We start from the raw sequence: 22637 nt of genomic DNA on the forward strand, positions 1-22637 counted from the left end.
CGAGGGTAGCCCCAGTGGCGTGAGGCGAATCGGGGTTGGCAGTCAGAAAATGACGCTGACCCTAATTTTGAAGTTTGAAGCGGCAGAGTTTAAAAATTGACTCTGACCCTAATTAGTGAAATTCAGGAGCGAAGCATGGGCAAGGTTACGGGCTTCATGGAGTTTGAGCGGCTGGAAGAGGGCTACGAGCCGGTCGGTGCGCGGGTCAAGAATTACAAGGAATTCGTGATCGGCCTGAGTGTCGAACAGTCCACGCAGCAGGCTGCACGCTGCATGGACTGCGGGACACCGTTTTGCAACAACGGCTGTCCGGTCAACAACATCATTCCGGATTTCAACGACTTGGTGTACCAAGGGGATTGGGCCAATGCCATCACCATCCTGCACAGCACCAACAACTTCCCCGAGTTCACCGGCCGCATCTGCCCCGCGCCCTGCGAGGCGGCCTGCACGCTGAATGTCAACGACGACGCGGTGGGCATCAAGTCCATCGAGCACGCCATCATCGACCGCGCATGGGCCGAAGGCTGGGTGCAGCCGCAGTTGCCCAAGTACAAGACCGGCAAGACCGTGGCCATCGTCGGCTCCGGCCCGGCCGGCTTGGCGGCCGCCCAGCAGTTGGCGCGTGCCGGCCATAGCGTGACCGTGTTCGAGAAGAACGACCGTGTTGGCGGCCTGCTGCGCTATGGCATCCCCGACTTCAAGATGGAGAAGTCCCACATCGACCGCCGCGTTGCGCAGATGGAGGCCGAAGGCGTGGTCTTCCGCACCAGCGTGCTGGTCGCCTGCATGCCGGAAGGCTCCAAGGTCACCAACTGGGCCAAGGACAGCATCAGCCCGGACGAGCTCAAATCGCAGTTCGACGCCGTCTTGCTCAGTGGCGGCTCTGAAGCCAGCCGCGATCTGCCGGCTCCCGGTCGTGAGCTGAGCGGTATTCATTTCGCGATGGAATTCCTGCCGCAGCAGAACAAGGTCAATGCGGGTGACAAGCTCAAGGGTCAGATCCGAGCCGACGGCAAACATGTGGTCGTGATCGGCGGCGGCGACACCGGCAGCGATTGCGTCGGCACCAGCAACCGCCACGGTGCCAAGAGCGTCACCCAGTTCGAGCTCATGCCCCAGCCACCCGAGGTGGAAGACCGCCCCCTGACCTGGCCTTACTGGCCGCTCAAGCTGCGCACCTCCAGCAGCCACGAGGAGGGCTGCGAGCGCGAGTTCGCCATTTCGACCAAGGAGTTTGTCGGTGAAAAAGGCAAGCTGACCGGCGTCAAGACCGTGCGCGTCGAATGGCAGGGCGGCAAGATGGTCGAAGTGCCGGGCTCTGAGCAGATCATCAAGGCCGATCTGGTGTTCCTGGCCATGGGCTTTGTTGCTCCGGTCGCCACCGTGCTCGATGCCTTTGGCGTTAGCAAAGACGCACGCGGCAACGCCAAGGCCAGCACCGATTTCAGCGGTGGCTACAAGACCAATGTAGACAAGGTCTTCGCCGCTGGAGATATGCGTCGGGGCCAGTCCCTGGTCGTGTGGGCGATCCGGGAAGGCCGTCAAGCGGCGCGGGCAGTCGATGAGTTCTTGATGGGGCGTAGCGACCTACCGCGCTGAACCTTCGGATTCACAGCCCGGGCCGCTTGGCCCACTCGTGTTCATCAATGCCCCCGCCGTGACGAGATCCCAGCGGGGGCGTTCTTTTTCCTGGAAGCGAACGTCCACGCAGAGCCGGGCTGCGACTTCTTGCCCGTCGAGCCTGCCGGGCCTGAAGGTCTGGCCCAGAAAGGCCTGCTGAACGGCTTTGACGAAGCGCTGGGGCAAGCGGCCAGCCGGCACCCGTACCTCGTCCACCTGACCGCTCTGGCTGATCAAGAGCGCCACAGATACTTGGGCACGGCCCTCAGGCAGGGTTTCATCGGGATGGATGATGGAGAGGCTCGCGCCGTCCAGCGGCCTCGGTGGCTCAGTCAATGTCTCGGCTGGGCGGTAGTTGGGCTGCGCGGCTTCGTCCTCATCATCCTCGTCGGCCGTCGGTGCGCGAAGGGCCGACGGCGGGTCGGCGGCTTGCGTCAGCTTCCGCGGCGCTTGGGTGGTCTGCATGTGCTCAGCACCTGGCCGCTCACCCGTTTGAGAGAGAGCGCGCGCGCCGCCTGCCGCCTCGCCCAAGTCCTTTGTTTGTGAGGCTTGCTCGCTGCGCCTCGAGGCGCTCAGCAAGCGAACCGTGATGGTGCTGTCAGGTGCTGGCCCCGCATCCGCCCCCTCGGTACGTGGCCAGCCGAAGGCCCCGATCAACAGGTGCAGAGTCAGAGCGCCGACCAGACTCCAGAGCAGGCGTCGGTCGAGCGTGGAGTTCCAGCCGGGCGGGTGCGCCACCCGGTGAGCGCCAGCAACGAAGCTGCTGGCGGCATTCAAGTACACCACCTCGCCGAGGCGCTCATACGCTCAATCCGTCAACTCGCGCCAGGACAGGCGGCGGGTGTTGCTGTTGCTCAGACCTTGCGGGCGAACCGGCGTGACGGTGGTGTTATTCGAAAGACGCACCAAATCGATCACTTTGTTGTTCGGCAACTTCACCGTCGAGGGCCGAGTGGCAATGGCAGTGCCCAGCGAAATGCTGACGATGTTCTGGGCGCTGTCGACGGCGCCGCCGGTGCGGTAGTCGAAGTAATTGATCCAGCTGGAGCCGCCCACTGTGCAAATGCCCGAGGAGTTGATCACATTCGAGGTCACGCCCAGGACACCGCCGACCAGCACGGGCTCATTGGTGACCCGTTCGCGGGTGCTGGGCAGATCCACATACCAACCGTTCTTCACGCTCAGGTCCACCGGCTGCGGGTTGCCGTTGCTGCGGATCGGCGAGCCCGGGCTGCAAATGGTCGAGTTGTCCGGGCAAGTGCCGTTGCTCAGTGTCTGCTGGACAAAATTGTTAGCAACCAGGCGAGGGTTGCCAAAGTCGCTGGCACTCAGGCGGTCCTTGATGGCGTAGATGCTTTGCGTGGTGGCATCGCTGAGATCGCTGACCCCGAGGTAGCGGCCGGTGCCGACAAAAACCATGGGATAGGTGCCCACCATGCCCAACTCCGGGCGCGAGGTGATGGGCTGCACCTGGCCCAGCGAGTTACGCAGAGTGGCGATGCGCTGTGCTTCGTAACCGGCAGCGCCCACATTGTTGTTGATGTCGAAGCGCCAGACATTGCCCAGATTGTCGCCGCCGTAAACACGCAGGGCTGTATTGTCCTTGTCCGAGTCGTTGGCCCAGGTGCTGATGTGGGCGAAGCCGCTGGGCGTTCCGGCGCTGCCAACTGCCAGGCCGCCAGCCAAGGTGGGAATGCCATTGGGCAGGGTCGAGATAGGCGTGCCGGAGCTGACATCAAGGACGAAGAGGCGGCCGTTGCCATCGCCTGGCGACACATTGTTGTAGCCCGAGGGCGCGATAACCACCCAGGTGCCGTCGACCAGCTTGGTGATCTCGGCTTTGCCGAAGGTGTAGCCCAGGTTGTCGTGTGTGAACTCCCACAGCGGCTTGGGGTCGGTGGGCGAAGTGATGTCAATGGCGATGTAGGCCCTTCCGCCGGCGCCAAGGCCGGTGACGAGTACCGTGCGCCAGTCGCTGCCAATCTTCACTTCCTGGACCACCGGGCTGGCGTCGACGAAGTACTCGTGCTTGTTGCCATAGCTCTTGTCGGCCAGTTTGTTGAGTCGCGGCATGACCTGGCTGGGCACATAGGCCCAGACCTCGTTGCCGCTGGCTGCACTGAAGGCATGCAGCATGCCGTCATTGGCGCCGACGTAAACCATGCCGTCGCGAGTGGCCAAAGAGTTCTTGTGGGCGGCGAAGCCGGCGTCGTTGTAGTTCATCAGCGCGGTCTTCACGTAGACCGCTTCGGAATTGACGATGTCGCCCAAGAGCTGGGTGCGCTGACGGAAGAATTTCGCCGGCTCACCCAGCGTACCCTCATCGCTGCGGCTGCCGCGCAGATAGTCCACCAGGCGTTGGCCGGCAGCTGTGCTCTGATCGCTGTTGCTCAGGCAGTAGTCGCCCGAGGTGCAGAACTGAACCAAGTTGTTGCCTGCGGCGGTCAGCGTGGCGAGGTTGAAGTAGCTCTTCTGGGTGGCGCTGAGGTTGTTCCAGGTGAATTCGACTCGATTGCTGCTGGCACCCGAGCTGAACATATAGATCTTTCGGCTGCTGTTGCTGTCCAGCAGGGTGCCGGCGGACCAGTCTTCGGTAGCACTGATGGCGCCGGTGACCAGATCGATGCGCTGAGACTTCAGCTGCCCGGTCCACTCGCCCGATTTGAAATTCGAGATAAAGACCTGGTTGTCACCCGAGGACACATTGGGGTTGCTGGCGGTGGCGGCCGCTGCCGCGCCGTCCTGGGCGGCAATATTGTTCAGGGCCGATTGCAAACCGCTGTACAGGCTGAGCGGATTGCTGGCGCTGAAGTAGGTGCCGCCGCCGTTGACGGCTGCGTGCCACAGGTCGTCGATGGTGGTCAAGGTGTTGGATGCCGGCGTGGGCCAGGTGCATTCACCGCTCGACTGCCAGGTGCAGGTGCCGGCCGCCACATTGGGGCTGCTGCCTTGGCTGACGGCAAAGTAGTCGCCGGCAGTGGCGCGCAGGTAGTCGGATTGGTACTGCATATAGCCGGATGCACCCAGACCCAGAGTGAAGCTAACCATGCGCTGCTGGGCATTGAGCGTACCGTTGCCGCAGACATCGGCGCCGGTGCCAGAACCGCTGGTGCAGTCGGTCGAGCCGTCATCACCGGTCCTGAGATCGGCCTTGTAGTAATAGGCCGCAACGTCAGCCAGGGTGTTGGAAACCGCGTTGCCGTCTTTCTGCGGGCGTGCCATCGTGCCATCCTGGTCCCCCAATGCGGTGCCGTCCAGCTGCGTCAGGGTGACGGCTTCGTTCCAGAAGCCGTCCGTGGACAGCACGGTGTAGTTGCGTTGACAGGAATACTGCACCGGGTCGACGATGGTGCCGCCGTTGTAGCTGCCGGTCAGCTTGCCGGCGTACAGGCGACCGACATCATCCAAAGCCCGCCGCAGCGGCGTGGAACCGCTCGGGAGTGCATTGAAGAGCCGGCTGTACCAGTCCGATTTGCTGGCGCCGCTGTAGGTGGCGAGGTTCAGAAAGGCGTCACCCTGACTGTTGTTGATGCTCATGTAGCCAACACGGAAATTGCTCGTCACGGCAGAGAAAGCCTGGCTGGTCGAGGACTTCATCATCTGCATGCGCGTGTGGTAGTAAGTCCACCAGTTCGCGAAATTGGTCATTTCCTCGGCATAAGTGCAGCTGCTGCCGGCGCAATCCGTGCGGGTTCCCGCCTTGGGGTAGCTGTCGCGTGCGGGGATGATGTCAACCCGCTGGAAGCTGCCAGGGTAGCCACCTGCAAGACCTGGTGTGCCGGGGGTTGGTGCCAGGTAGTTTGAGAACGTTGGCGTGGTGGGGCTGATGCTGAGGGCACAGTTCGCCGGAGTTGTGGTCAGCGAGATCGCGCCGGGCGCTGACACACCCGCAGGGGCGGTGATGGTCACGGTGCGGTTGGACTGGGTTGCGAAGTAGCCAGTGCCGCCATTGTTGATCCGCGAGGTCAGCGAGGCCGCCAAATTGGAGCGGTTCGATTCCAGGCTTGTGGCACTGGACAGCAGTTGGATGGCACCTGATTTCAGAGAGTTGATGGAGACTGAGCATGAGATCGTGTTGATCGTCAGCAAGGTCGTGGCGCGGGTTTCCTGGGTGGCCGGGATCCCGACTGTGCCGGCCGTGAAAAACTTGGTGGGGTAACGAGCTTCCGGGTAGATGTTGCTGCGCACGGCCTGGCAGGACCCTGCGGCCGGCGTAGCCGCACGGGCGTTGGCGTCCGTGTTGCACCAGCGCACAGGCGCGGGGAACTTGAAGGTCGCGGTTTCCGTCATTTGGCAGTTGCGCAGATTGACGTTGTCGCAGTACTCGGCCGGGATGATGTTGTAGTAGTGCGGTCCCCACGCCTGCGCGCTGATGCTGGGCCGGTCTGGCGCGCCGGTAGCCTTGTTGCCGCTGCCCGTCGCGGTGGTGGCGCGGAAGGTGGTGTAGCTCTTGTTGTTGACGATGCCGGGCAGGATGTAGTTGTCGTTGCGCAGGCAATCGGTGTAGCTGATGTCCGTGCACCATTCGGTATCGGGGTAACCGGTCAGCAGGTTGATGTTGTTGGTGTTCTGGATGCCGAAGGCGTCGTTGGCGACCACCGTCCAGCCGCTGGTGTTGGCGGAAGTCATGCTGGACCAACTCACGCCAGCCGAACTCAGGGGCGGCGTGTAGCGTATGGCCGGGTTATAGGCCATGCTGTTGAAGCTGGCGCTCAGAAAGGGCGGGTGGCCGCGCAGGTTGCCGAAAGGCGGCGCACCGCGCCAGCAAGCATTGCTGCTGTCACCGCCTTGGCAGCAAGTGTTGCTGAAGCTGCCGCTGTTGGTCGAGGTGGCACCGGCCGATCGGCAGAGCTGCGGATCGGGCGTGGAATCGCCATTGACATGGTCGGGCATGAAGTCAAAGCCCATGGAACCTGAGTCATCGAGGACGAACATCAGGTTCGGCTGCACAGCATTGGGGGTGGCCACGACCAGCGGGGTGCTCGAGATGTCGGTGACTGCAGCACGGGTGGTGCCGCTCAGTTGCAGTGCGGCCAAGCCGAGCCAAAGGGCAAAGAGGCGTTGCTTGCTGCTCATGGGGAACTCCAAATCGGATCTGGGGTGAAGCACCGGCAAGGCCGGAGCTCAAAGGGCCACGACGGCCTGGACGAAACCAATCGTGTTGCGCGGCCCGGCGACGCGGGCTGTGATGCGGTAGTAGCGTTGGTTAGGGATGCTGGTCGGCGTGCCACTGTTGACGCGCTGGCTGCGGCCCTCGCCAACATTGCTGGCGGGCGCGGCTTCGCAGCCTATGCCCGAGGTCGGCGCGCCTTGGCCATTGCAAAGACGCTGGATCACGAAGGACACTGTGTTTCCTGCCGCGTCCGCAGCAAGGACGTTGACTGTGTTGCTGGGAACCAGAACCGTGGTCCAGAAGGTTTCCCAGCTTTGTCCGGCGGCGGGGTCTTGCCGCAGTGCCAGGTAGCCCACGGGCTGTCCGGCGGCGATGATGATGTTGTTGTGCAGATTGGTTGCGATGTTGTTCTGCTCCAGCCAGGCCACGGCGGTCTCGATGCCCAGGTCGGCAGACTGAATGGCGGACTGCTGGAAGGCCAGATTGCCTGCCACCTTGTTGCTGCTGAGCATGGATCGCATCAGGCCGACGGCGGCCAGCGACATGATCACCAGCACGACGATGGCCAGCATCAGCACGATGCCGCGCTGCCGGGACGGTCGCGCTTCGCGGTTCGAAATGGGTTGGCGATGGTTCAGCATGGCGTTTGCGCTCCTTGCCATGCCAGATTGCGAAGGGGAACAACCGCCTCGAACACTTTGTAGCGGTAGTACTGCCACTCGTTGTCGGCCGAGAGGTTGATGGGGTCATCGGCGCTACCGGCCCAAGTCGGCGCGTTGGCGGCCACGGTCACTTCCGTTTTCTCCTTTTGGCCGCTGACGGTGGTGATCGCGAAGCGTACGGCCGACATGCGCGCCCATTGATTGGCTGTGCTTGGGGTGGTTTGGTCGAATATGTCGACGGAGCAGTCCGAAGGCGCGGCAGAGGTGTCTCGCCCGTATTGCGCGCGCAAATTGACCACGTTGTCGATGATCTCCACCCAGGCCTGAGCCGTCAACGCACTGCAGTCGTTCACCATCAGGTCGCATTGCGTCAGTCGCCCGTTGCGGACCGCGTAGGCCAGAATTTTGGGGCTGAGCCCCCAGTTGAACAGCGTGTCCTGGATGCCGACCGCGCCTGTCGCGACCGCCACATTGGCGCCCACGGGCTGCGCGCTGACACGGTCCATTAGCAGGTTGCAAGGCGCCGGGCGCACCTGGTTGGCGGCGATCACCCGGTCATTGATGGAGAACGCCGAAGCGGTGGCCACCGAGTAGGTCACGGCATCAGGTTCGGAGTTGATGCGGTCACCCTCGGGTGCGCCATTGCCGCTGCTGTAGACCACCAGCAAGGTGTCGCTGCCGGCATCACCGGCTGGAATGTCGGCATGGTTGACCGTGACCGGGCCCAGGGTGTTGAGTACACGCGCGGTCGGCAATGTCAGATTGCATCCGGCCAGCACCAGGTTGGCCGCGCCGTGGCCGCTTTGGCGGATGTCGCGCTGCAGTTGGGCGATGGCGATGGCGCCGTTGGTTTGTGCTTCGTCGCCGCTGGTGGCCGTGCGCTGGCCGCGCTCGGAGAGCGAGAACACCTGCATCACCACGATCACGGCAATCATGCCCAGCACCACGCCGACCAAGAGCTCGATCAGGCTGAAACCGCGCTCATGCCGTGCTGAAGAACAAAAAGATGAAGTGGTCGTTTTCAAGTCGGTCTCCGGAGTCACTTCATCTGGGTGATCATCACCAGGTTGTGTGGGTTGCTGCCGAGGTTTTCACCCGGTGCGGCCCACTTCACGGTGACGGTGATGCGCAAACTGGGCGTCAGCACGGGCCCGCCGGCGGGCGTTCCTGCCAAGGCAGGCAAGGGGTTGATCTGGGTGAAGGTGACGGTCGGTGGGTAGGTGGCTACACCTGGGAGGGTCGAACTGACCTTCTCCAACCAGAGCTTGTAGCCTTCGCCCTCAGTGGCGCTGCTGTAGTTGGTTTGCAAAGTGGCGAGATTGCGATTGCCCACCCACATGGTGCCGATCAACTCATTGGCCAGCAGCGCAGCGTCCGAACGGTACTTGGCCTGCCCGGCCTGTTTCACGGCCGTTGCCTGCAGGCCGACCAGGCCGAGCACGCCCAGGGCGAACACCAGCAGGGCGACCAGCACTTCCAGCATCATGAAGCCACGGGGGCGGTCTGAGCGGTATGTGTGGTGCCTGCGCGGTTCACCGCTGGTGCTGGAGTGCCGAGTTGCTGCGAGAGGGCGTGTGTGCTTCATATCCAGACCTCAAGCTCCGCAACCCTGAACATCGCTGTTGGGCAGTTTGGGGTTGCACATGCGCACCTGGCCGGAGGGCGTGATGACGATGCGCAGGCAGACGGCCGCGCCGTTGGCATCGCATGACCCAGCCGCTGCGTTGATGACGTCCATGGTGATGTTGGCGGCTGGCGCCGGCGTCGGCTTGCCCAGGCCGTTGAAGACCACCGAGCCCACGGTGGCGGTAATTTCGACTGAGCCGTTGCCATCCTTGCTGGGCTTGGTGTGCAAGATGCGCGGAGCCACAGTATCGGACGGCGCCGACGCACAGCGGGTTTCAACCGAATCCGCGGCCGTGTTGGCGCCGATCATATTGATCACCCAGTTGGTGCCGCTGGTGCTGATGGCGCAGTCATTGCCAAGCGAACTTGTGAGCTGAAAGCGTACGCCGGTGTTTCGCGCCACAGCTTCGGCCTTGGCCAATTGGATGCCTGCACTCAAAGCCGTCGCGGTGTTGCGGATGCGGCTGTTTTGTAGCCAGTTGGAAAAACTCGGGGCAGCTATGGCCATGAAGATGCCGAGCAAGGCCAGGGTCACGACCAACTCGATCAAAGTGACGCCACGCTGGCGCCGGCCTCGAGCCCTGGCTTCGGCACTGATGCCAGTCTTTAGCATGATCCGTCCTGCTTGGTGGCCCAGCAGGTGTTGGGGTTGGGCGTGGTCCAGCCCGATGGCAAGGCGGCGCTGCTCTTCACGCCAGCTTCGTTGATGGTGTACGTGAAGCCCGCCATCGAGTCCCTGCCGACGGCGCGCAGAGTGAATGCGGTGGCGCTGGACGCTGAGCAGGAGAATGTGAAGTACTTGCTGCTGGTGCTGTCGGAGCTGCAATCCGGTGCACCGACATAAGTGCGGCGGTCCTGGAAAAACTGTTCCAACCGAACCTGCCGCGTGGCCAGACCCGCTGTGGCTTCAGGAATTTTTCCCCGAACCACATAGGCTTGGTAGGAGGGCAGCGCCACGGCGGCAAGGATGCCGATGATGGCCACGGTCACCATCACTTCGATCAGGGTGAAGCCCTGGTCTGGACGTGATTGAGAAGAGGTGACGCGTGCTGACATGGGGTGCTCCTGGTTGGAATTGATTTTCGGCCGCAGCATTTCGCTTGTGTAGCCGCCTATCAGACTGTCCCTCGCGCTGGTCGGAGTCAGGCCCGGAAATGTGAACTATTTGGGGTGCTTCTCGGCGGCTCGGTGCGCGATCGGTGTTTCCCCTATGATGTGATCTTTGTCAAAAACGGGCCTGTGCCCGCCTGCTTGAGGCTCATGGCCCCCTATTCATCCACATCCATTTCCGCACCGGAAACGCCCCTGATCGAATTGCGTGATGTCAGCTGCGGTTACGGCGACCGGGTGATTCTGGAACGCGTGAATCTGCGCATCCCGCGCGGCAAGGTGCTGGCCCTGATCGGCACCAGCGGTGGTGGCAAGACCACGGTGCTGCGCTTGCTGGGCCGGCAGATCAAGCCGATTTCCGGTCAGGTGCTGTTCGACGGTGTGGATTTGGCTGGGTTGAATCTCGATGAGCTCTATGCCGTTCGTCGGCGCATGGGCATGTTGTTCCAGTTTGGAGCCTTGTTCACCGATCTGACGGTGTTCGAAAACGTGGCCTTCCCGCTGCGCGAGCACACCCGCTTGCCTGAGGCCATGATCCGAGATCTGGTGCTGATGAAGCTCAATGCCGTCGGCCTGCGTGGTGCGCGTGATTTGCTGCCGTCCGAGATTTCCGGCGGCATGGCGCGCCGTGTGGCCTTGGCGCGAGCCATTGCCCTGGACCCGGATTTGGTGCTCTATGACGAGCCCTTTGCCGGCCTGGACCCGATCTCGCTGGGTGTTGCGGCGCGCCTGATCCGCGATCTCAATGATGCTCTGGGCCTCAGCAGCATCATCGTCTCCCACGATTTGCATGAGACCTTTGCTATTGCTGACGAGGTGGCCATGATCGCCAATGGTCGCGTGGTGGCTCAGGGCACTCCCGATGAGTTGCGCCACAGCAGCGACCCCTTGGTGCAGCAGTTCGTGGGCGCGCATGCCGATGGGCCGGTGCGCTTCCATCAACCGGCCTGCCCTGTGGCTGAGGACTTCGGCTTGGGGCTGGCGGCATGATGTTCAAGGTTTCGACCACCATCGGTCGCAGCTTGCGTCAGCAACTGCTTGATCTGGGCTCCAGCACCCGGCTGTTCTTGCAGCTGTTGGCTCGCTCCCCTGCAGCCCTGCTGCGTTTCTCGCTGGTGCGTGAGCAGGTCTACTTTCTGGGCAACCGATCGCTGTCCCTGATTGGTGTGTCGGGTCTGTTTGTTGGTTTCGTGCTGGCCTTGCAGGGCTATTACACGCTGCAGCGTTATGGCTCGGCCGAGGCCGTGGGCTTGCTGGTGGCGCTGAGCCTGGTTCGAGAGCTGGGCCCGGTGGTCGCGGCACTTCTGTTTGCCGGGCGCGCTGGTACCTCGCTGACGGCCGAAATCGGCTTGATGAAGGCGGGCGAACAGCTGACCGCCATGGAGATGATGGCCGTGGACCCGCTGACCCGGGTGCTGGCTCCGCGCTTCTGGGGCGGCTTCATCGCCATGCCTTTGCTGGCTGCATTGTTTTCTGCGATTGGCATCATCGGCGGCTGGTTGGTGGCCGTGCCCCTGATCGGCATTGATGCCGGCGCCTTCTGGTCGCAGATGCAGGGTGGCGTCGACGTGTGGGCCGATGTGGGCAATGGCGTCGTCAAGAGCCTGGTTTTTGGTGTCACCGTGACCTTTGTGGCCTTGTTGCAGGGCTATGCCTGCAAGCCCACGCCCGACGGCGTGGCACAGGCAACCACGCGCACGGTGGTGATGTCGTCGTTGGCGGTCCTGGCACTGGACTTTGTGCTGACCGCGATGATGTTCTCGATTTGATTTGTAGGGGTAGAGGATGCAAGCCTCAAGGCATGATGCATGGGTGGGTTTCTTTGTGCTGCTGGGTGGAGCGGCCTTGCTGTTTCTGGCCCTCAAAGCCGGCAACCTGCTGAGCCTGAACTTTGACGAGACCTACCAGGTCACGGCCAAGTTCGACAATATTGGCGGTCTGAAGTCGCGCGCGGCGGTCAAGAGTGCGGGCGTGGTCATCGGTCGCGTCGAATCCATCACCTTCGACGACAAGAGCTTCCAGGCCAAGGTGGTCATGAAGCTCTACAAGAACGTCGCGTTCCCCAAGGACAGCTCGGCCAAGATCCTGACGGCTGGCCTGCTTGGTGAGCAGTACATCGGCCTGGAAGCCGGCGCCGACGAGAAGAACCTGGCCGCCGGTGACAACATCAGCCAGACCCAGTCGGCCGTGGTGCTGGAAAACCTGATCGGCCAGTTCCTCTACAACAAGGCGGCAGATTCCGGCACGCCAGCCGGCGGAGCCAAGCCATGAGCACATGGAGCCGCAGCCTGCGCCAACTGCTCCTGATCTTGGGCGTGGTCCTGCTCAGTGGTTGTGCCAGTCTGCGCGGGCCCGGTGCACCGGGGCAGAAGCTCGATCCTTGGGAAAGCTGGAATCGCAAGGTCTTCAACTTCAACGAGGCGCTGGATACCAGCGTGCTCAAACCCGTGGCCACGCTCTACAGCGAGGTGGTGCCGGCGCCGGTCCGCCAAGCCGCCGATAACTTCTTCAACAATGTGGCCGACGCCTGGTCCGCGGTGAACTTGCTCTTGCAGGGGCGCTTCAAGGCCAGCGTGGAGCAAGGCATGCGCTTTGCCGTCAACTCGACCCTGGGTTTCGCCGGCCTGCTCGATATCTCTACCGAAGTCGGCTTGGAGCGCAAGAGCGAGGACCTGGGCAAGACATTCGGGGTCTGGGGTACGGGCACGGGGGCCTACATCGTCTGGCCTTTGTTTGGCCCGTCGTCCGTGCGTGACACCCTGGCCCTGCCTTTCGACCGCATTGCCACTTCGCCAACCCTGGTGGTCAAGGATGGCTACAGCAAGACTGCGCTCGGTGCCCTGCAGCTGATCAATGCCCGTGCCAACTTCCTGCGTGCGGGTGAGATGCTCGACGGCATCGCCCTGGACAAATACACCTTCATCCGCGACGCGTACTTGCAGCGTCGCGGCAGTTTCGGCAACGACGACGAGTACGAGGTGCTGACACCCGAGCCAGTCGGAGCGCCCGCATCCAGCCCGCAGGCCGGGCCTTGATCGGCTCCGCGCCCCCGCTTCAAAGGAATGATGAAATGAATGTTTTGCGACGTGTCCTGAATCGCGGCTTGCTGGCCGCTGCCTGTGTCCTCAGCCTGGGTCTGCCCCTGCAGCCCGCCCTGGCCGCAGACGCCAGCAGCCCCGATGGCTTGATCCGCCAGCTGTCCCTGGAAACCTTGGATTCGGTCAAGACCGACAAGGCCATCCAGGGCGGCGATTTGCAGAAGATCATCAGCCTGGTCGACGGCAAGGTCATGCCTCATGTCAATTTCCAGCGCATGACCTCTTCCGCGGTCGGTCGTTTCTGGCGCCAGGCCACCCCCGAACAGCAGCAGCGCCTGCAGGATGAGTTCAAGACCCTGCTGGTGCGCACCTATGCCGGCGCGCTGACCCAAGTCAAGGACCAGACCATTGCCTTGCGGCCGCTGCGTGCTTCGCCCAGTGACACTGAGGTGGTGGTCAAGACCGAGATCCGCGGCAAGGGTGACCCGATTCAGCTCGACTACCGTCTGGAAAAGTCCGGTGCCGTCTGGAAGATTTATGACGTCAATGTGCTGGGCATCTGGTTGGCCGATCAGTACCGCAACAGCTTTTCGCAAGAGATCGGCGCCAATGGCATCGATGGCTTGATCAAGGTGCTGACCGAGCGCAACCAGAAGGCCGCGGGCGGCAAAGCCTGATGAACAGCCCGGCAAGTCACTCCAGCATGCTGAAGCTGCCGGCGTCGGTGCGTCTGGATGAGGCCGGTCGTCTCTGGCCGGCACTCAATCAAAGCCTGCGTGCTGAATCGGCCCAGGTGCGCAGCGCGGCCGGCACGGAGCTGCATCTGAGCGCGGCCGAGCTGCAGCATTTTGATTCGGCGGTCTTGACGCTCCTGATCAGCGCCGGCCGCGTCTGTGCGGCCGAGGGGCTGCATCTGCGCGTGCACGAGGTGCCGCCCAAGCTGCAAGAGCTGGCGCGCGTCTACGGCGTCGCCGAACTGCTGTGGCCCGAGCTGCTCAGCTGATATAGCGCTTGCCGCGCAGGTTGCGCTTGATTTCCTGCAGCATCGGCCGCAGATCGGCGCCGAGGCGCAGGGCCACGCCGGTGGTCAAGATGTCCACGGCGGTCAGGTGCAGCAGGCGCGACACCATGGGACTGTAACGGTCATAGTCCTCGGGGTGGTCGACTGCGAGCAAGACCTGGCCCGGGCTCAGGCCCAGCTGCGCCAGCGGTGAGCCGCTGGCTGTGATGATGATGATGGTCGCGCCCTTTTTGCGCGCGATCTCCGCCGCATCGAGCAGGTCGCGGCTGCGGCCGGAATTGCTGATGATGACCGCGCAGTCGCCCGGCTGCAGCATGGTCGCACTCATCAGCTGCACATGGCCGTCGCTGCAGGCGGCGGTATTGATGCCGAGTCGGAAGAACTTGTGCTGCGCATCCTGCGCCACGATGCCCGAGTTGCCGACGCCGTAGAACTCGATGCGCCGATGGCTCCGTGCGGCTTCGGCCAGCGCATTGATCGCGCACTCGAAGGCATGGCTGGCCGCGTCATTGCGGTAGTGCAGCAGGGCGGCGACCGCGTTGTCCACGACCTTGACGATCAGGTCGGCCGGCTTTTCATCCTCGTCCACTGCGCGGTGCACAAAGGGCACACCTTCGTTGACGCTGCCGGCCAGCTTGCGCTTGAAGTCGGTCAGGCCGTCATAGCCGACGCTGCGGCAAAAGCGCACCACGGTCGGCTTGGACACATGGGCCCGGTCGGCCAGTTCGCTGACCGGCAGATTGGCAAAGGCCCGCGCGTCACTGAGCAGCAGCTTGGCCACGCGCTGTTCTGCCGGTGGCAAGGCCGGCAGAGCGGCCTTGACGCGTTCGAGGATGCTCATGTCTGCCCTCCTGCCGGGCCGCCCCAAAGGAGGGCAGCGCCCCCTCGGGGGGCAGCGAGCGGAGCGAGTCTGGGGACAGACATCATGCTTCCTCGGACCAGTGGAAGCCGTCGCGCGCCACCAAGGCGCTGGCGGCGGCCGGGCCCCAGGAGCCCGCGGTGTAGGGGCGGGGGCCGGTGCTGTCCTGCTTCCAGGCGTCGAGTATGGGCTCAACCCAGCGCCAGGCCTGCTCTTGCTCATCGCTGCGCACGAACAGGTTCAGGCGGCCGGCGATGGCGTCCAGCAGCAGGCGCTCGTAGGCGCCGACCCGGTTGGTGGCGAAAGCCTTGTCGAAATCCAGGTCCAGGGACACCGGCGACAGGGCCTCGCCATGCGCGCCGCCCTTGGCGGCCAGCAATTGCAGCTCCAGGCCGTCTTCCGGTTGCAGCTTGATCACCAGGCGGTTGGCCTGGTTGGTGCCCGGGAAAATCGGGTGCGGCACGGGGCGGAAGTTGATGACGATTTGCGCGTCACGGGCCGCCAGGCGTTTGCCGGTGCGCAGGTAGAAGGGCACGCCGGCCCAGCGCCAGTTCTGCACCTCGGTGCGCAGGGCGACAAAGGTTTCGCAGTGGCTCTCGGCCGGCACCTTGGCTTCGTCCAGGTAACCGGGTACGGCCACGCCGCCCACCGTGCCAGCGCGGTACTGGCCGCGCACCACATCGCGGGCCACGCTCTCTGGCGTGAAGGGCTTGAGCGAGCGCAGCACCTTGAGCTTTTCATCGCGGATGGCGTCGGCATCGTTGGTCGAGGGCGGCTCCATGGCGATCATGGTCAGCAGCTGCAGGGCATGGTTCTGGATCATGTCGCGCAGCGCGCCGGTGCCGTCGTAGAAGGCGCCTCGCGTGCCCACGCCCAGTTCTTCGGCCAGGGTGATCTGGATGTTGGCGATGCTCTCGCGGCGCCACAGCGGTTCGAACAAGGCGTTGCCGAAGCGCAGGGCCGAGAGGTTCTGCACCGAGGGCTTGCCCAGGTAATGGTCGATGCGGAAGGCCTGGCTTTCCTTGAAGACCGAGCGCACCACGGCGTTGATCTCTTGCGCGCTGGCCAGGTCGTGCCCCAGGGGTTTTTCGAGCACCACGCGCACACGCTCGTGGTTCAGGCCGGCTTCGCCGAGCTGCTGGCAAATCTGGGTGAAGAGATGCGGGCTGGTGGCCAGGTAGAGCACCACAGTGTCGGCACTGCGCTCGTCCAGCCAGTCCTTGAGGCGCTGGTAGTGCTCGGGCTGGGACAGGTCCATGCGGCGGTAGTGCAGCAGGGCGGCGAAGCGTTCGAATTCTTCGTCGTTGGGGCGCTTGGAGCCGTCCACCTCGCGGAAGCGCTCCTTGAGCCATTCGCGGTAACGCTCGTCGCTCATCTCGTCACGGGCCACGGCCAGAATGCGGCCGCCGGCCGGCAGCTTGCCGTGGCGGAAGGCCTGGAACAGGGCGGGCATGAGCTTGCGCCAGGTCAGGTCGCCAGTGCCGCCGAAGAAAACGAGATCGAAAGACATGAAGTGGGCCCTGTTGCGGTTCATTGAAAAAATGAACCCTTGATGTAACAAAGTTTCTGGAATTATGATGCATGAGTTTCGTAATTCGGTCAATGCGGCCGGCCTTTTTTACGGTGCTCATGGGGGTTTGCTCCAAGAGACGGCTGTAACCCGGGCTCAGGCTTGCTGCGACAGGGACTGCGCGAGAGCGGTTCTAATGGAGGTTTGAACCGCTTTTTGGAGTGCCCCGTGAACCAGCTCGATCAACTCAAGTCCCTGACCACCGTCGTCGCCGACACCGGCAACTTTCTGCAGCTGGCCCAGTTCGCACCGCGCGACGCGACCACCAACCCCTCGCTGATCCTGAAAGCGGTGCAGTCGGCCGATTACGCGCCCCTGCTCAAGGACACCGTGGCCGCCCATCAAGGCAAGCCGCTGGACGAGATCGTCGACCAGGTGCTGGTGCGTTTCGGTCTGGAGATCCTCAAGGTCGTGCCGGGCCGCGTGTCGACCGAAGTCGATGCCCGTCTGAGCTTTGACCGCGCCGCCACCGTGGCCCGCGCGCGCCGCATCATGGCCTTGTACGAGGCCGCCGGCATCGGCCGCGAGCGTGTGCTGATCAAGATCGCCGCCACCTGGGAAGGCATCCAGGCCGCCGCCGAACTCGAGCGCGAAGGCATCCACTGCAATCTGACCCTGCTGTTCTCCTTCTGCCAGGCCGTGGCTTGCGGCTCCGCGGGCATCCAGCTGATCTCGCCCTTCGTCGGCCGCATTTACGACTGGTACAAGAAGAGCGCCGGTGCCGCTTGGGACGAAGCCGCCCAGGCTGGCGTCAACGATCCGGGCGTCAAGTCGGTCGCCCAGATCTACAACTACTTCAAGAAGCACGGCATCCGGACCGAGGTCATGGGTGCGAGCTTCCGCAATGTGGGCCAGATCCAGGCCCTGGCCGGCTGCGATCTGCTGACCATCAGCCCCGATCTGCTGAGCCAGCTCCAGGCCCTGGATGCGCCGCTGCCGCGCGCCCTGGATGCCGAAGCCGCGCGCGCCGCCGACATTGCCGCTGTTTCCTACGACGAAGCGGGTTTCCGCTTTGCCCTCAACCAGGATGCCATGGCCACCGAGAAGCTGGCCGAAGGCATCCGCCTGTTTGCCATTGACTCGGCCAAACTGGATCAGATGATCGCGAGTTGAAGATGTCCCCAGCACCGCATCTGCGTTGTGACCAAAGCCCGGCCTGGGCCGCTCTGACTGAGCGTTATCAGGCGAGTGGCCAGCATTTCGATCTGCGCCAGGCCTTCGCGGCCGAGCCGGCGCGTTTCGAGACCTGGTCGCTGCAAGCACCCGAGGTGTTTGCCGATCTGTCCAAGAACCGCATCGACACGCCGACCTTGCAGCTGCTGCTGCAGCTGGCGCGCGATTGCGGGCTCGAGGTTCAACGCGATGCGCTGCTGGCCGGCGCGCCGGTCAACCTGACCGAGGGCCGCGCCGTGTTGCACACGGCCCTGCGTGCGCCTGCGGGCCAGGGTTTGCACAGCGAGGAAGTGCAAGCCTCGCTGAGCCGCATGCTGACCTTTGCCGAAGGCGTGCGTGACACGGCCACCAGCGGCATCCGCGATGTGGTGCACATCGGCATCGGCGGCAGCGACCTCGGCCCGGCCATGGTGGTGGGCGCCTTGCAGGCCTACATCCAGCCGGGGCTGAAGCTGCATTTCGTCTCCAATGTCGACGGCCATGATCTGGCGCCGCTGCTGCCCCAGCTGAATCCGGCGACCACGCTGTTCGTGATCGCCTCCAAGACCTTCACCACCCAAGAGACCCTGGCCAATGCCCTGGCGGCGCGGACCTGGTTCCTGGCCGCCGGCGGTACGGATGTGGCGCGCCACTTCGTCGCCACCAGCAGCAACACCGCGGCCGCTGCGGCTTTTGGCATCACCACAGCCTTCGGCTTCTGGGATTGGGTCGGCGGCCGCTATTCGCTGTGGTCGGTAATCGGCTTGCCGATCGCCATCGCCATCGGCGCAGAGAACTTCCGCTCCTTGCTGGCCGGTGCCCATGCCATGGACCGCCACTTCGCCGAGGCGCCGCTGGAGCGCAATCTGCCAGTGCTGCTCGGTGTGCTGGATCTTTGGTATCGCAACTTCCACGGCTTCAGCAGCCGCAGCGTGGCGCCCTATCACCAAGGCCTGCGCCGCCTGCCGGCCTATCTCCAGCAGCTGGAGATGGAAAGCAATGGCAAGGGCGTGGACCTGCAGGGTCAGGCCTTGCCCTATGACACCAGCCCGGTGGTCTGGGGCGAGGCGGGCACCAATGGGCAGCACGCCTACTTCCAGATGCTGCACCAGGGCACGGATGTGATTCCGGTCGAGTTCATTGCGGTGAAGCACCCGAACTTCGGCGCCCATGTGGCCGGCGATCTGGAGGCCTGCCTGCAAGACCAGCACCGCAAGCTGCTGGCCAATTGCCTGGCCCAGTCCCAGGCCCTGATGCAGGGCAAGAGCTTCGAAGAGGCCCTGGGCGAGAAGGCGCCGACCGCCTCGGCCGAGCTCGACCCTGCCACCGTGGCGCGCCACCGTAGCTTCCCCGGCAACCGGCCCAGCACGACCCTGGTGCTCGAGGCCTTGAGCCCCGCCTCGCTGGGCTCCTTGATCGCACTCTACGAGCACCGTGTCTTCGTCAGCGGTGCGCTTTGGGGCATCAACAGCTTCGACCAATGGGGTGTGGAGCTGGGCAAGGCCTTGTGCAGCAGCCTGCTGCCGCGCCTGAGCAGCGGCGACACCCAGGGCCTCGACGCCTCGACGGCCGGTTTGCTGAACCATCTGCTGGCGCCATGAATATCGTGTTTGATTTTGGCGGGGTCGTGTTCCGCTGGCACCCGCCCAGCTTTCTGGCCCGCGTCTGGCCGCACCGGGTGGCGGACGAGGTTCAAGGCGCGGCCATCGCGGCCGAGTTCTTCGAGAACTACGGCGGCGACTGGGGCGCGTTTGATCAGGGTTTGATCGATGCACCGACCGTGATCGCCCGCATCGCCGCGCGCACCGGCTGGCCGGCTGAGGAAGTGGCGCAGGTGGTGGCGGCCGTGCCCGATGAACTGCAGGCTCAGGCCGGCACCGTGGCCTTGATCGAGGCGCTGAAGCAGGCCGGCCACCGCTTGTTCTTCTTGTCCAATATGCCCGAGCCCTATGCCGACCATCTGGAGCGCAGCCATCCGCTGGCGCAGTGGTTCGAGCAGGGCGTGTTCTCGGGCCGGGTCAAGGTGTCCAAGCCGCGTGCGGAGATCTTTGATCTGGCTTGCCGCCAGTTTGGCGTGAGCCCAGAGAGCTGCCTCTTCCTCGATGACCATCCGGCCAATATCGAGGCAGCGCAGGCTCTCGGTTGGCAGACCTTGCTGTTCCGCACGCCGGAACAGGCTCGTGAGGAGCTGCAGGCGCGTGGCCTGTTCAGCCTCGTGGCTCAGTGAGGTAGGGAGTCGTCCTCGACCGGCGGGCTGGCTGCCACGCGGAATTCCTCATTGGCCCAGGCGCCCAGGTCGATTTGACGGCAGCGCTGGCTGCAGAAGGGCCGCCAGCTGTTGCTGGGGGCGAAGATCGAATCGCCACCGCATTGGGGGCAGCGCACGATGCGGGGCTTGGCTTGGGAATCCATGGTCGGGTCGGGTTCGGAAAACAGCGTTCGGACGAGAATCAGGCGCAGAGCGTCAGCTCGAAGCTGGCATCTTGGTGGGCGGGCTTGAGCCGGCCCTCTTCGTCTTGACGCATCAGGCGGATGGACACCATCAAGCGGTGGCCGGTGATCTCAGGCACCAGGCCCAGGCTGGGGTCCAGGCGCATGCGCAACAGCTGATAGCTGCGGCCGGCACCCAGGCTTTGCTGGAACTGCCCGGCCACGGCCGCTACCTTGTGCGGCGAGCCGCTGTCGCGCAGCAGGCCCAGCAGCACCTGCAAGGCCTCGGCCAGCGGCATCAGGCTTTGCGTCCACTGCATCAGGTCGTTACGACGGCGGGCCGGCAGGAACTGCTGCCAGGTGTAGTAGGCAGGCAGGTCAAACTCGCAGGTGCCGCCCGGGATGCTGATGCGGCTGCGGATGCTCATCAGCCATTCATTGCTGGTCAGCACATGGCCGGCCTTGCCGGACAGCTTGTTGAGGCCGTCGAAGGCATGGTCGATGCGGGCGATGACTTCATCGAGCACGCTCTCGGCGATCGCTGGGTTGCCGCGGTAGCCGTTGAGCTGCACCTTGTGGCGCTCCAGATCCTTGAGCAGGTCGGACTTGAGGTCGGCCCGCGAGGCCACGTCCATGATCTCGAAAATGGTGACCAGGGCGAAATGGTGATCGAGCGGGGTTTCGCGCGCCATCAGCTGTCCGAGACGATCGAACAGATGCTCCAGGCGCAGCATCGTGCGGATGCTCTCGTTGAATGGGTACTCGTATAGGACCAAGGCGGCCATCCCTGTCGGTCAGCGTTGCTCGCAAGCGGGGCGCGGCTGCGCTCCCAAGGCGGTGATTGTTTCACAGCCAATCGCCGCCCGACGCTTCAGCGCTTCAGGGCAGGCGCTATTTTGTACGCCGCCAGAGTCGTGCGAGGGTCAGGACTTGCCCCCGCAGCGCGTCCAGACACAAGCCTTCGTTGTGAATGAGGGCATCGGCGCAGGCGCGGCGTTGTGCGCGCGTGGCCTGGGCCTGTAGCACGGCTTGCACGGCCTCCCGGCTCAGCGCCGAGCGCTGCATGACGCGCTCGATCTGCAAGGCCTCGGGGCAGTCCACCACCAGCACCCGGTCGACGCGCTGGCGCCAGCGGCCCGACTCGACCAGCAGTGGCACATCGAAGACGATCAGGTCGCTGTCGGCGGCAGCCTCCGCACGGGCCGTCTCGGCGCTGATCATGGGGTGGAGGATGGCCTCCAGGCGCTGCCTCGCTGCCGGATCGTCAAACACCAGGGCGCGCATGGCGCTGCGCACCAGACCTTCTTCGGCGCTGACCAGGGCGGGGCCAAACTCGGCCGCCAGTGCGGGTAGGGCGCTGCCGCCGGGGGCGGTCAGCTGACGCGAAATCGCGTCGGTGTCGATCAAGCTGGCACCGGCCTCCAGCCAGAATCCGGCGACCGTGCTCTTGCCGCTGCCGATGCCACCGGTCAAGCCGATTCGCAGAGCCTGGCTGCGGCTCACACCCAGCCCAGCCAACCCATCACGCGTTCGGGACCGGCAAACAAGACGACGAACCCGCCGCCGGCCAGAAAGGGGCCGAAGGGCACATAACGCCCCTCGCGCAGGGCGGAGTTCATCTTCATGGCGATGCCGACCAGTGCACCGATCAGGGACGCGCCCAGCACGATGGGCAGAATCATCTGCCAGCCCAGCCAGGCACCCAACGCGGCCAGCAGCTTGAAGTCGCCATAGCCCATGCCTTCCTTGCCGGTGGCCAGCTTGAACAGCCAGTAGACCGACCAGAGCGAGAGGTAGCCGGCCAGCGCGCCGATCAAGGCGGCATCCAGGGGCAAGGTGTAGCCCAGCAGCGCTGCACTCAAGCCCGCCCAGAGCAGGGGCTGGTTGATCGAGTCGGGCAGCAAGGTGGTGTCCCAGTCGATGGCGGCCAGGGCAAGCAGGGCAGCACCAAAACCGCACCAGAGCAGGGTCTCGGGTCGTGCCCCAAAGCGCCAGGACAGGGTCGCGAACAGCAGGCCGGTGGCCAGCTCGATCAGCGGATAGCGTTTGGAAATGGCTGCTTTGCAGGATGCGCATTTGCCGCCCAGACGCAGCCAGCCCAGCAGGGGCAGGTTCTCATGCCAGGCCAGCTGGTGGCCGCAATGCGGGCAGCGCGAGCGTGGTGTGGCGATGCCCAGGTGTGGCAGCTTGTCCATCTGCTGCGCCAGGGCCGTAGCAGCGCTGGCCAGGCCAGCCGCTTCGGGCTGGCGCCAAGCTGCGGCCTTCTGCAGCTCGGCCGCATCGCTGAGCTGGGCTGCCGAATCGGCCAGCCACTGGCGCTCCATCATCAGGGGCAGGCGGTGGATCACCACATTGAGAAAGCTGCCGATGCACAGGCCCAACAGGCCCAGCATCAGGGGGCTGAGCAGCCAGGCGTAGTCGTCGGGATTCATG

23 protein-coding genes are annotated in these 22637 nt (G+C 64.1%); 10 read left to right on the forward strand and 13 right to left on the reverse strand.

All coding sequences use genetic code 11. The features are described 5' to 3' along the window. Positions 1-135: 135 nt before the first annotated feature. Positions 136-1602: a glutamate synthase subunit beta gene (locus tag LNV28_RS14430; RefSeq protein ID WP_263518964.1), complete on the forward strand. Its 1467-nt coding sequence runs from the start codon at positions 136-138 to the stop codon at positions 1600-1602. On the opposite strand, the gene LNV28_RS14435 is transcribed toward LNV28_RS14430, so the two are convergent. The 7 genes from LNV28_RS14435 to LNV28_RS14465 all read right to left on the reverse strand — a co-directional run bounded on the left by LNV28_RS14435 (position 1591) and on the right by LNV28_RS14465 (position 10080). Then, entirely contained in the window at positions 1591-2088 is a 498-nt protein-coding gene (locus LNV28_RS14435) for an energy transducer TonB (protein ID WP_263518962.1), read from the reverse strand. The two genes, LNV28_RS14430 and LNV28_RS14435, sit on opposite strands and share 12 nt — an antisense overlap. Positions 2089-2430: 342 nt before the next feature. Continuing rightward, a complete protein-coding gene (locus tag LNV28_RS14440; RefSeq protein WP_263518960.1) occupies positions 2431-6699 on the reverse strand; it encodes a pilus assembly protein in 4269 nt (1422 codons plus the stop codon). A gap of 48 nt (positions 6700-6747) precedes the next feature. Then, the gene (locus LNV28_RS14445; RefSeq protein ID WP_263518958.1) at positions 6748-7377 is read right to left on the reverse strand and encodes a pilus assembly PilX family protein; all 630 of its coding nucleotides are present in this window, start codon (positions 7375-7377) and stop codon (positions 6748-6750) included. Next, positions 7371-8423, reverse strand: a complete 1053-nt coding sequence (locus LNV28_RS14450; RefSeq protein ID WP_263518956.1) for a PilW family protein — start codon at positions 8421-8423, stop codon at positions 7371-7373. The genes LNV28_RS14445 and LNV28_RS14450 overlap by 7 nt, the downstream gene beginning before the upstream one ends. Positions 8424-8437: 14 nt before the next feature. Beyond that, positions 8438-8884: a type IV pilus modification PilV family protein gene (locus LNV28_RS14455; RefSeq protein WP_263518954.1), complete on the reverse strand. Its 447-nt coding sequence runs from the start codon at positions 8882-8884 to the stop codon at positions 8438-8440. 108 nt (positions 8885-8992) lie between these two features. Then, positions 8993-9637 (reverse strand): GspH/FimT family pseudopilin, encoded by a 645-nt coding sequence (locus LNV28_RS14460; RefSeq protein WP_263518952.1) that lies wholly within the window; start codon positions 9635-9637, stop codon positions 8993-8995. Next, entirely contained in the window at positions 9631-10080 is a 450-nt protein-coding gene (locus LNV28_RS14465) for a type IV pilin protein (protein WP_318013858.1), read from the reverse strand. The genes LNV28_RS14460 and LNV28_RS14465 overlap by 7 nt, the downstream gene beginning before the upstream one ends. A gap of 204 nt (positions 10081-10284) precedes the next feature. Here LNV28_RS14465 and LNV28_RS14470 point away from each other — a divergent pair, with 204 nt between their 5' ends. Genes LNV28_RS14470 through LNV28_RS14495 form a run of 6 tightly spaced genes read left to right on the forward strand, consistent with a single transcriptional unit; the run spans position 10285 to position 14175 of the window. Beyond that, entirely contained in the window at positions 10285-11124 is an 840-nt protein-coding gene (locus LNV28_RS14470; RefSeq protein ID WP_263518950.1) for an ABC transporter ATP-binding protein, read from the forward strand. Next, positions 11121-11903, forward strand: coding sequence for a lipid asymmetry maintenance ABC transporter permease subunit MlaE (gene mlaE / locus LNV28_RS14475; RefSeq protein WP_263518948.1), 783 nt, complete (start codon positions 11121-11123; stop codon positions 11901-11903). Before LNV28_RS14470 ends, mlaE begins: the two co-directional genes overlap by 4 nt. 16 nt (positions 11904-11919) lie before the next feature. Beyond that, positions 11920-12405, forward strand: coding sequence for an outer membrane lipid asymmetry maintenance protein MlaD (gene mlaD / locus LNV28_RS14480; protein ID WP_263518946.1), 486 nt, complete (start codon positions 11920-11922; stop codon positions 12403-12405). Next, positions 12402-13169 carry an MlaA family lipoprotein gene (locus tag LNV28_RS14485; RefSeq protein ID WP_263518944.1) on the forward strand — a complete coding sequence of 256 codons (768 nt, stop codon included), beginning with the start codon at positions 12402-12404 and terminating at the stop codon, positions 13167-13169. The genes mlaD and LNV28_RS14485 overlap by 4 nt, the downstream gene beginning before the upstream one ends. A 35-nt stretch (positions 13170-13204) precedes the next feature. Then, complete coding sequence (locus LNV28_RS14490) at positions 13205-13849, forward strand: MlaC/ttg2D family ABC transporter substrate-binding protein (RefSeq protein WP_263518942.1); 645 nt, start codon at positions 13205-13207, stop codon at positions 13847-13849. A 26-nt stretch (positions 13850-13875) separates the two neighbouring features. Continuing rightward, a complete protein-coding gene (locus LNV28_RS14495) occupies positions 13876-14175 on the forward strand; it encodes an STAS domain-containing protein (RefSeq protein ID WP_263568988.1) in 300 nt (99 codons plus the stop codon). On the opposite strand, the gene LNV28_RS14500 is transcribed toward LNV28_RS14495, so the two are convergent. Together LNV28_RS14500 and zwf are read right to left on the reverse strand one after the other, a co-directional pair. After that, positions 14168-15028 (reverse strand): MurR/RpiR family transcriptional regulator, encoded by an 861-nt coding sequence (locus LNV28_RS14500; protein WP_263519169.1) that lies wholly within the window; start codon positions 15026-15028, stop codon positions 14168-14170. The two genes, LNV28_RS14495 and LNV28_RS14500, sit on opposite strands and share 8 nt — an antisense overlap. Before the next feature lie 88 nt (positions 15029-15116). Beyond that, the gene (gene zwf / locus LNV28_RS14505) at positions 15117-16562 is read right to left on the reverse strand and encodes a glucose-6-phosphate dehydrogenase (protein WP_263518938.1); all 1446 of its coding nucleotides are present in this window, start codon (positions 16560-16562) and stop codon (positions 15117-15119) included. Between the two features lie 228 nt (positions 16563-16790). Here zwf and tal point away from each other — a divergent pair, with 228 nt between their 5' ends. The 3 genes from tal to LNV28_RS14520 are packed head-to-tail and all read left to right on the forward strand — an operon-like array spanning position 16791 to position 20001. Then, positions 16791-17735, forward strand: a complete 945-nt coding sequence (gene tal, locus LNV28_RS14510; RefSeq protein ID WP_263518936.1) for a transaldolase — start codon at positions 16791-16793, stop codon at positions 17733-17735. 2 nt (positions 17736-17737) lie between these two features. Beyond that, positions 17738-19375 (forward strand): glucose-6-phosphate isomerase, encoded by a 1638-nt coding sequence (gene pgi, locus LNV28_RS14515; RefSeq protein ID WP_263518934.1) that lies wholly within the window; start codon positions 17738-17740, stop codon positions 19373-19375. After that, complete coding sequence (locus LNV28_RS14520) at positions 19372-20001, forward strand: HAD family hydrolase (protein ID WP_263518932.1); 630 nt, start codon at positions 19372-19374, stop codon at positions 19999-20001. Before pgi ends, LNV28_RS14520 begins: the two co-directional genes overlap by 4 nt. Here the strand turns inward: LNV28_RS14520 and LNV28_RS14525 are convergent. From LNV28_RS14525 to LNV28_RS14540, 4 genes are all read right to left on the reverse strand, one after another. Further along, entirely contained in the window at positions 19995-20186 is a 192-nt protein-coding gene (locus LNV28_RS14525; RefSeq protein WP_263518931.1) for a DNA gyrase inhibitor YacG, read from the reverse strand. The genes LNV28_RS14520 and LNV28_RS14525 overlap by 7 nt on opposite strands. Positions 20187-20224: 38 nt before the next feature. Continuing rightward, positions 20225-20980, reverse strand: coding sequence for a cell division protein ZapD (gene zapD, locus LNV28_RS14530; protein ID WP_263519168.1), 756 nt, complete (start codon positions 20978-20980; stop codon positions 20225-20227). Between the two features lie 115 nt (positions 20981-21095). Beyond that, positions 21096-21707 carry a dephospho-CoA kinase gene (coaE, locus tag LNV28_RS14535; RefSeq protein ID WP_263518929.1) on the reverse strand — a complete coding sequence of 204 codons (612 nt, stop codon included), beginning with the start codon at positions 21705-21707 and terminating at the stop codon, positions 21096-21098. Then, the gene (locus LNV28_RS14540) at positions 21704-22636 is read right to left on the reverse strand and encodes a prepilin peptidase (protein ID WP_263518927.1); all 933 of its coding nucleotides are present in this window, start codon (positions 22634-22636) and stop codon (positions 21704-21706) included. The genes coaE and LNV28_RS14540 overlap by 4 nt, the downstream gene beginning before the upstream one ends. Between the last annotated feature and the right edge of the window lies 1 nt (position 22637).

This window comes from Paucibacter sp. DJ2R-2 (assembly GCF_025717675.1).
Classification (GTDB): Bacteria; Pseudomonadota; Gammaproteobacteria; order Burkholderiales; family Burkholderiaceae_C; genus Paucibacter_A.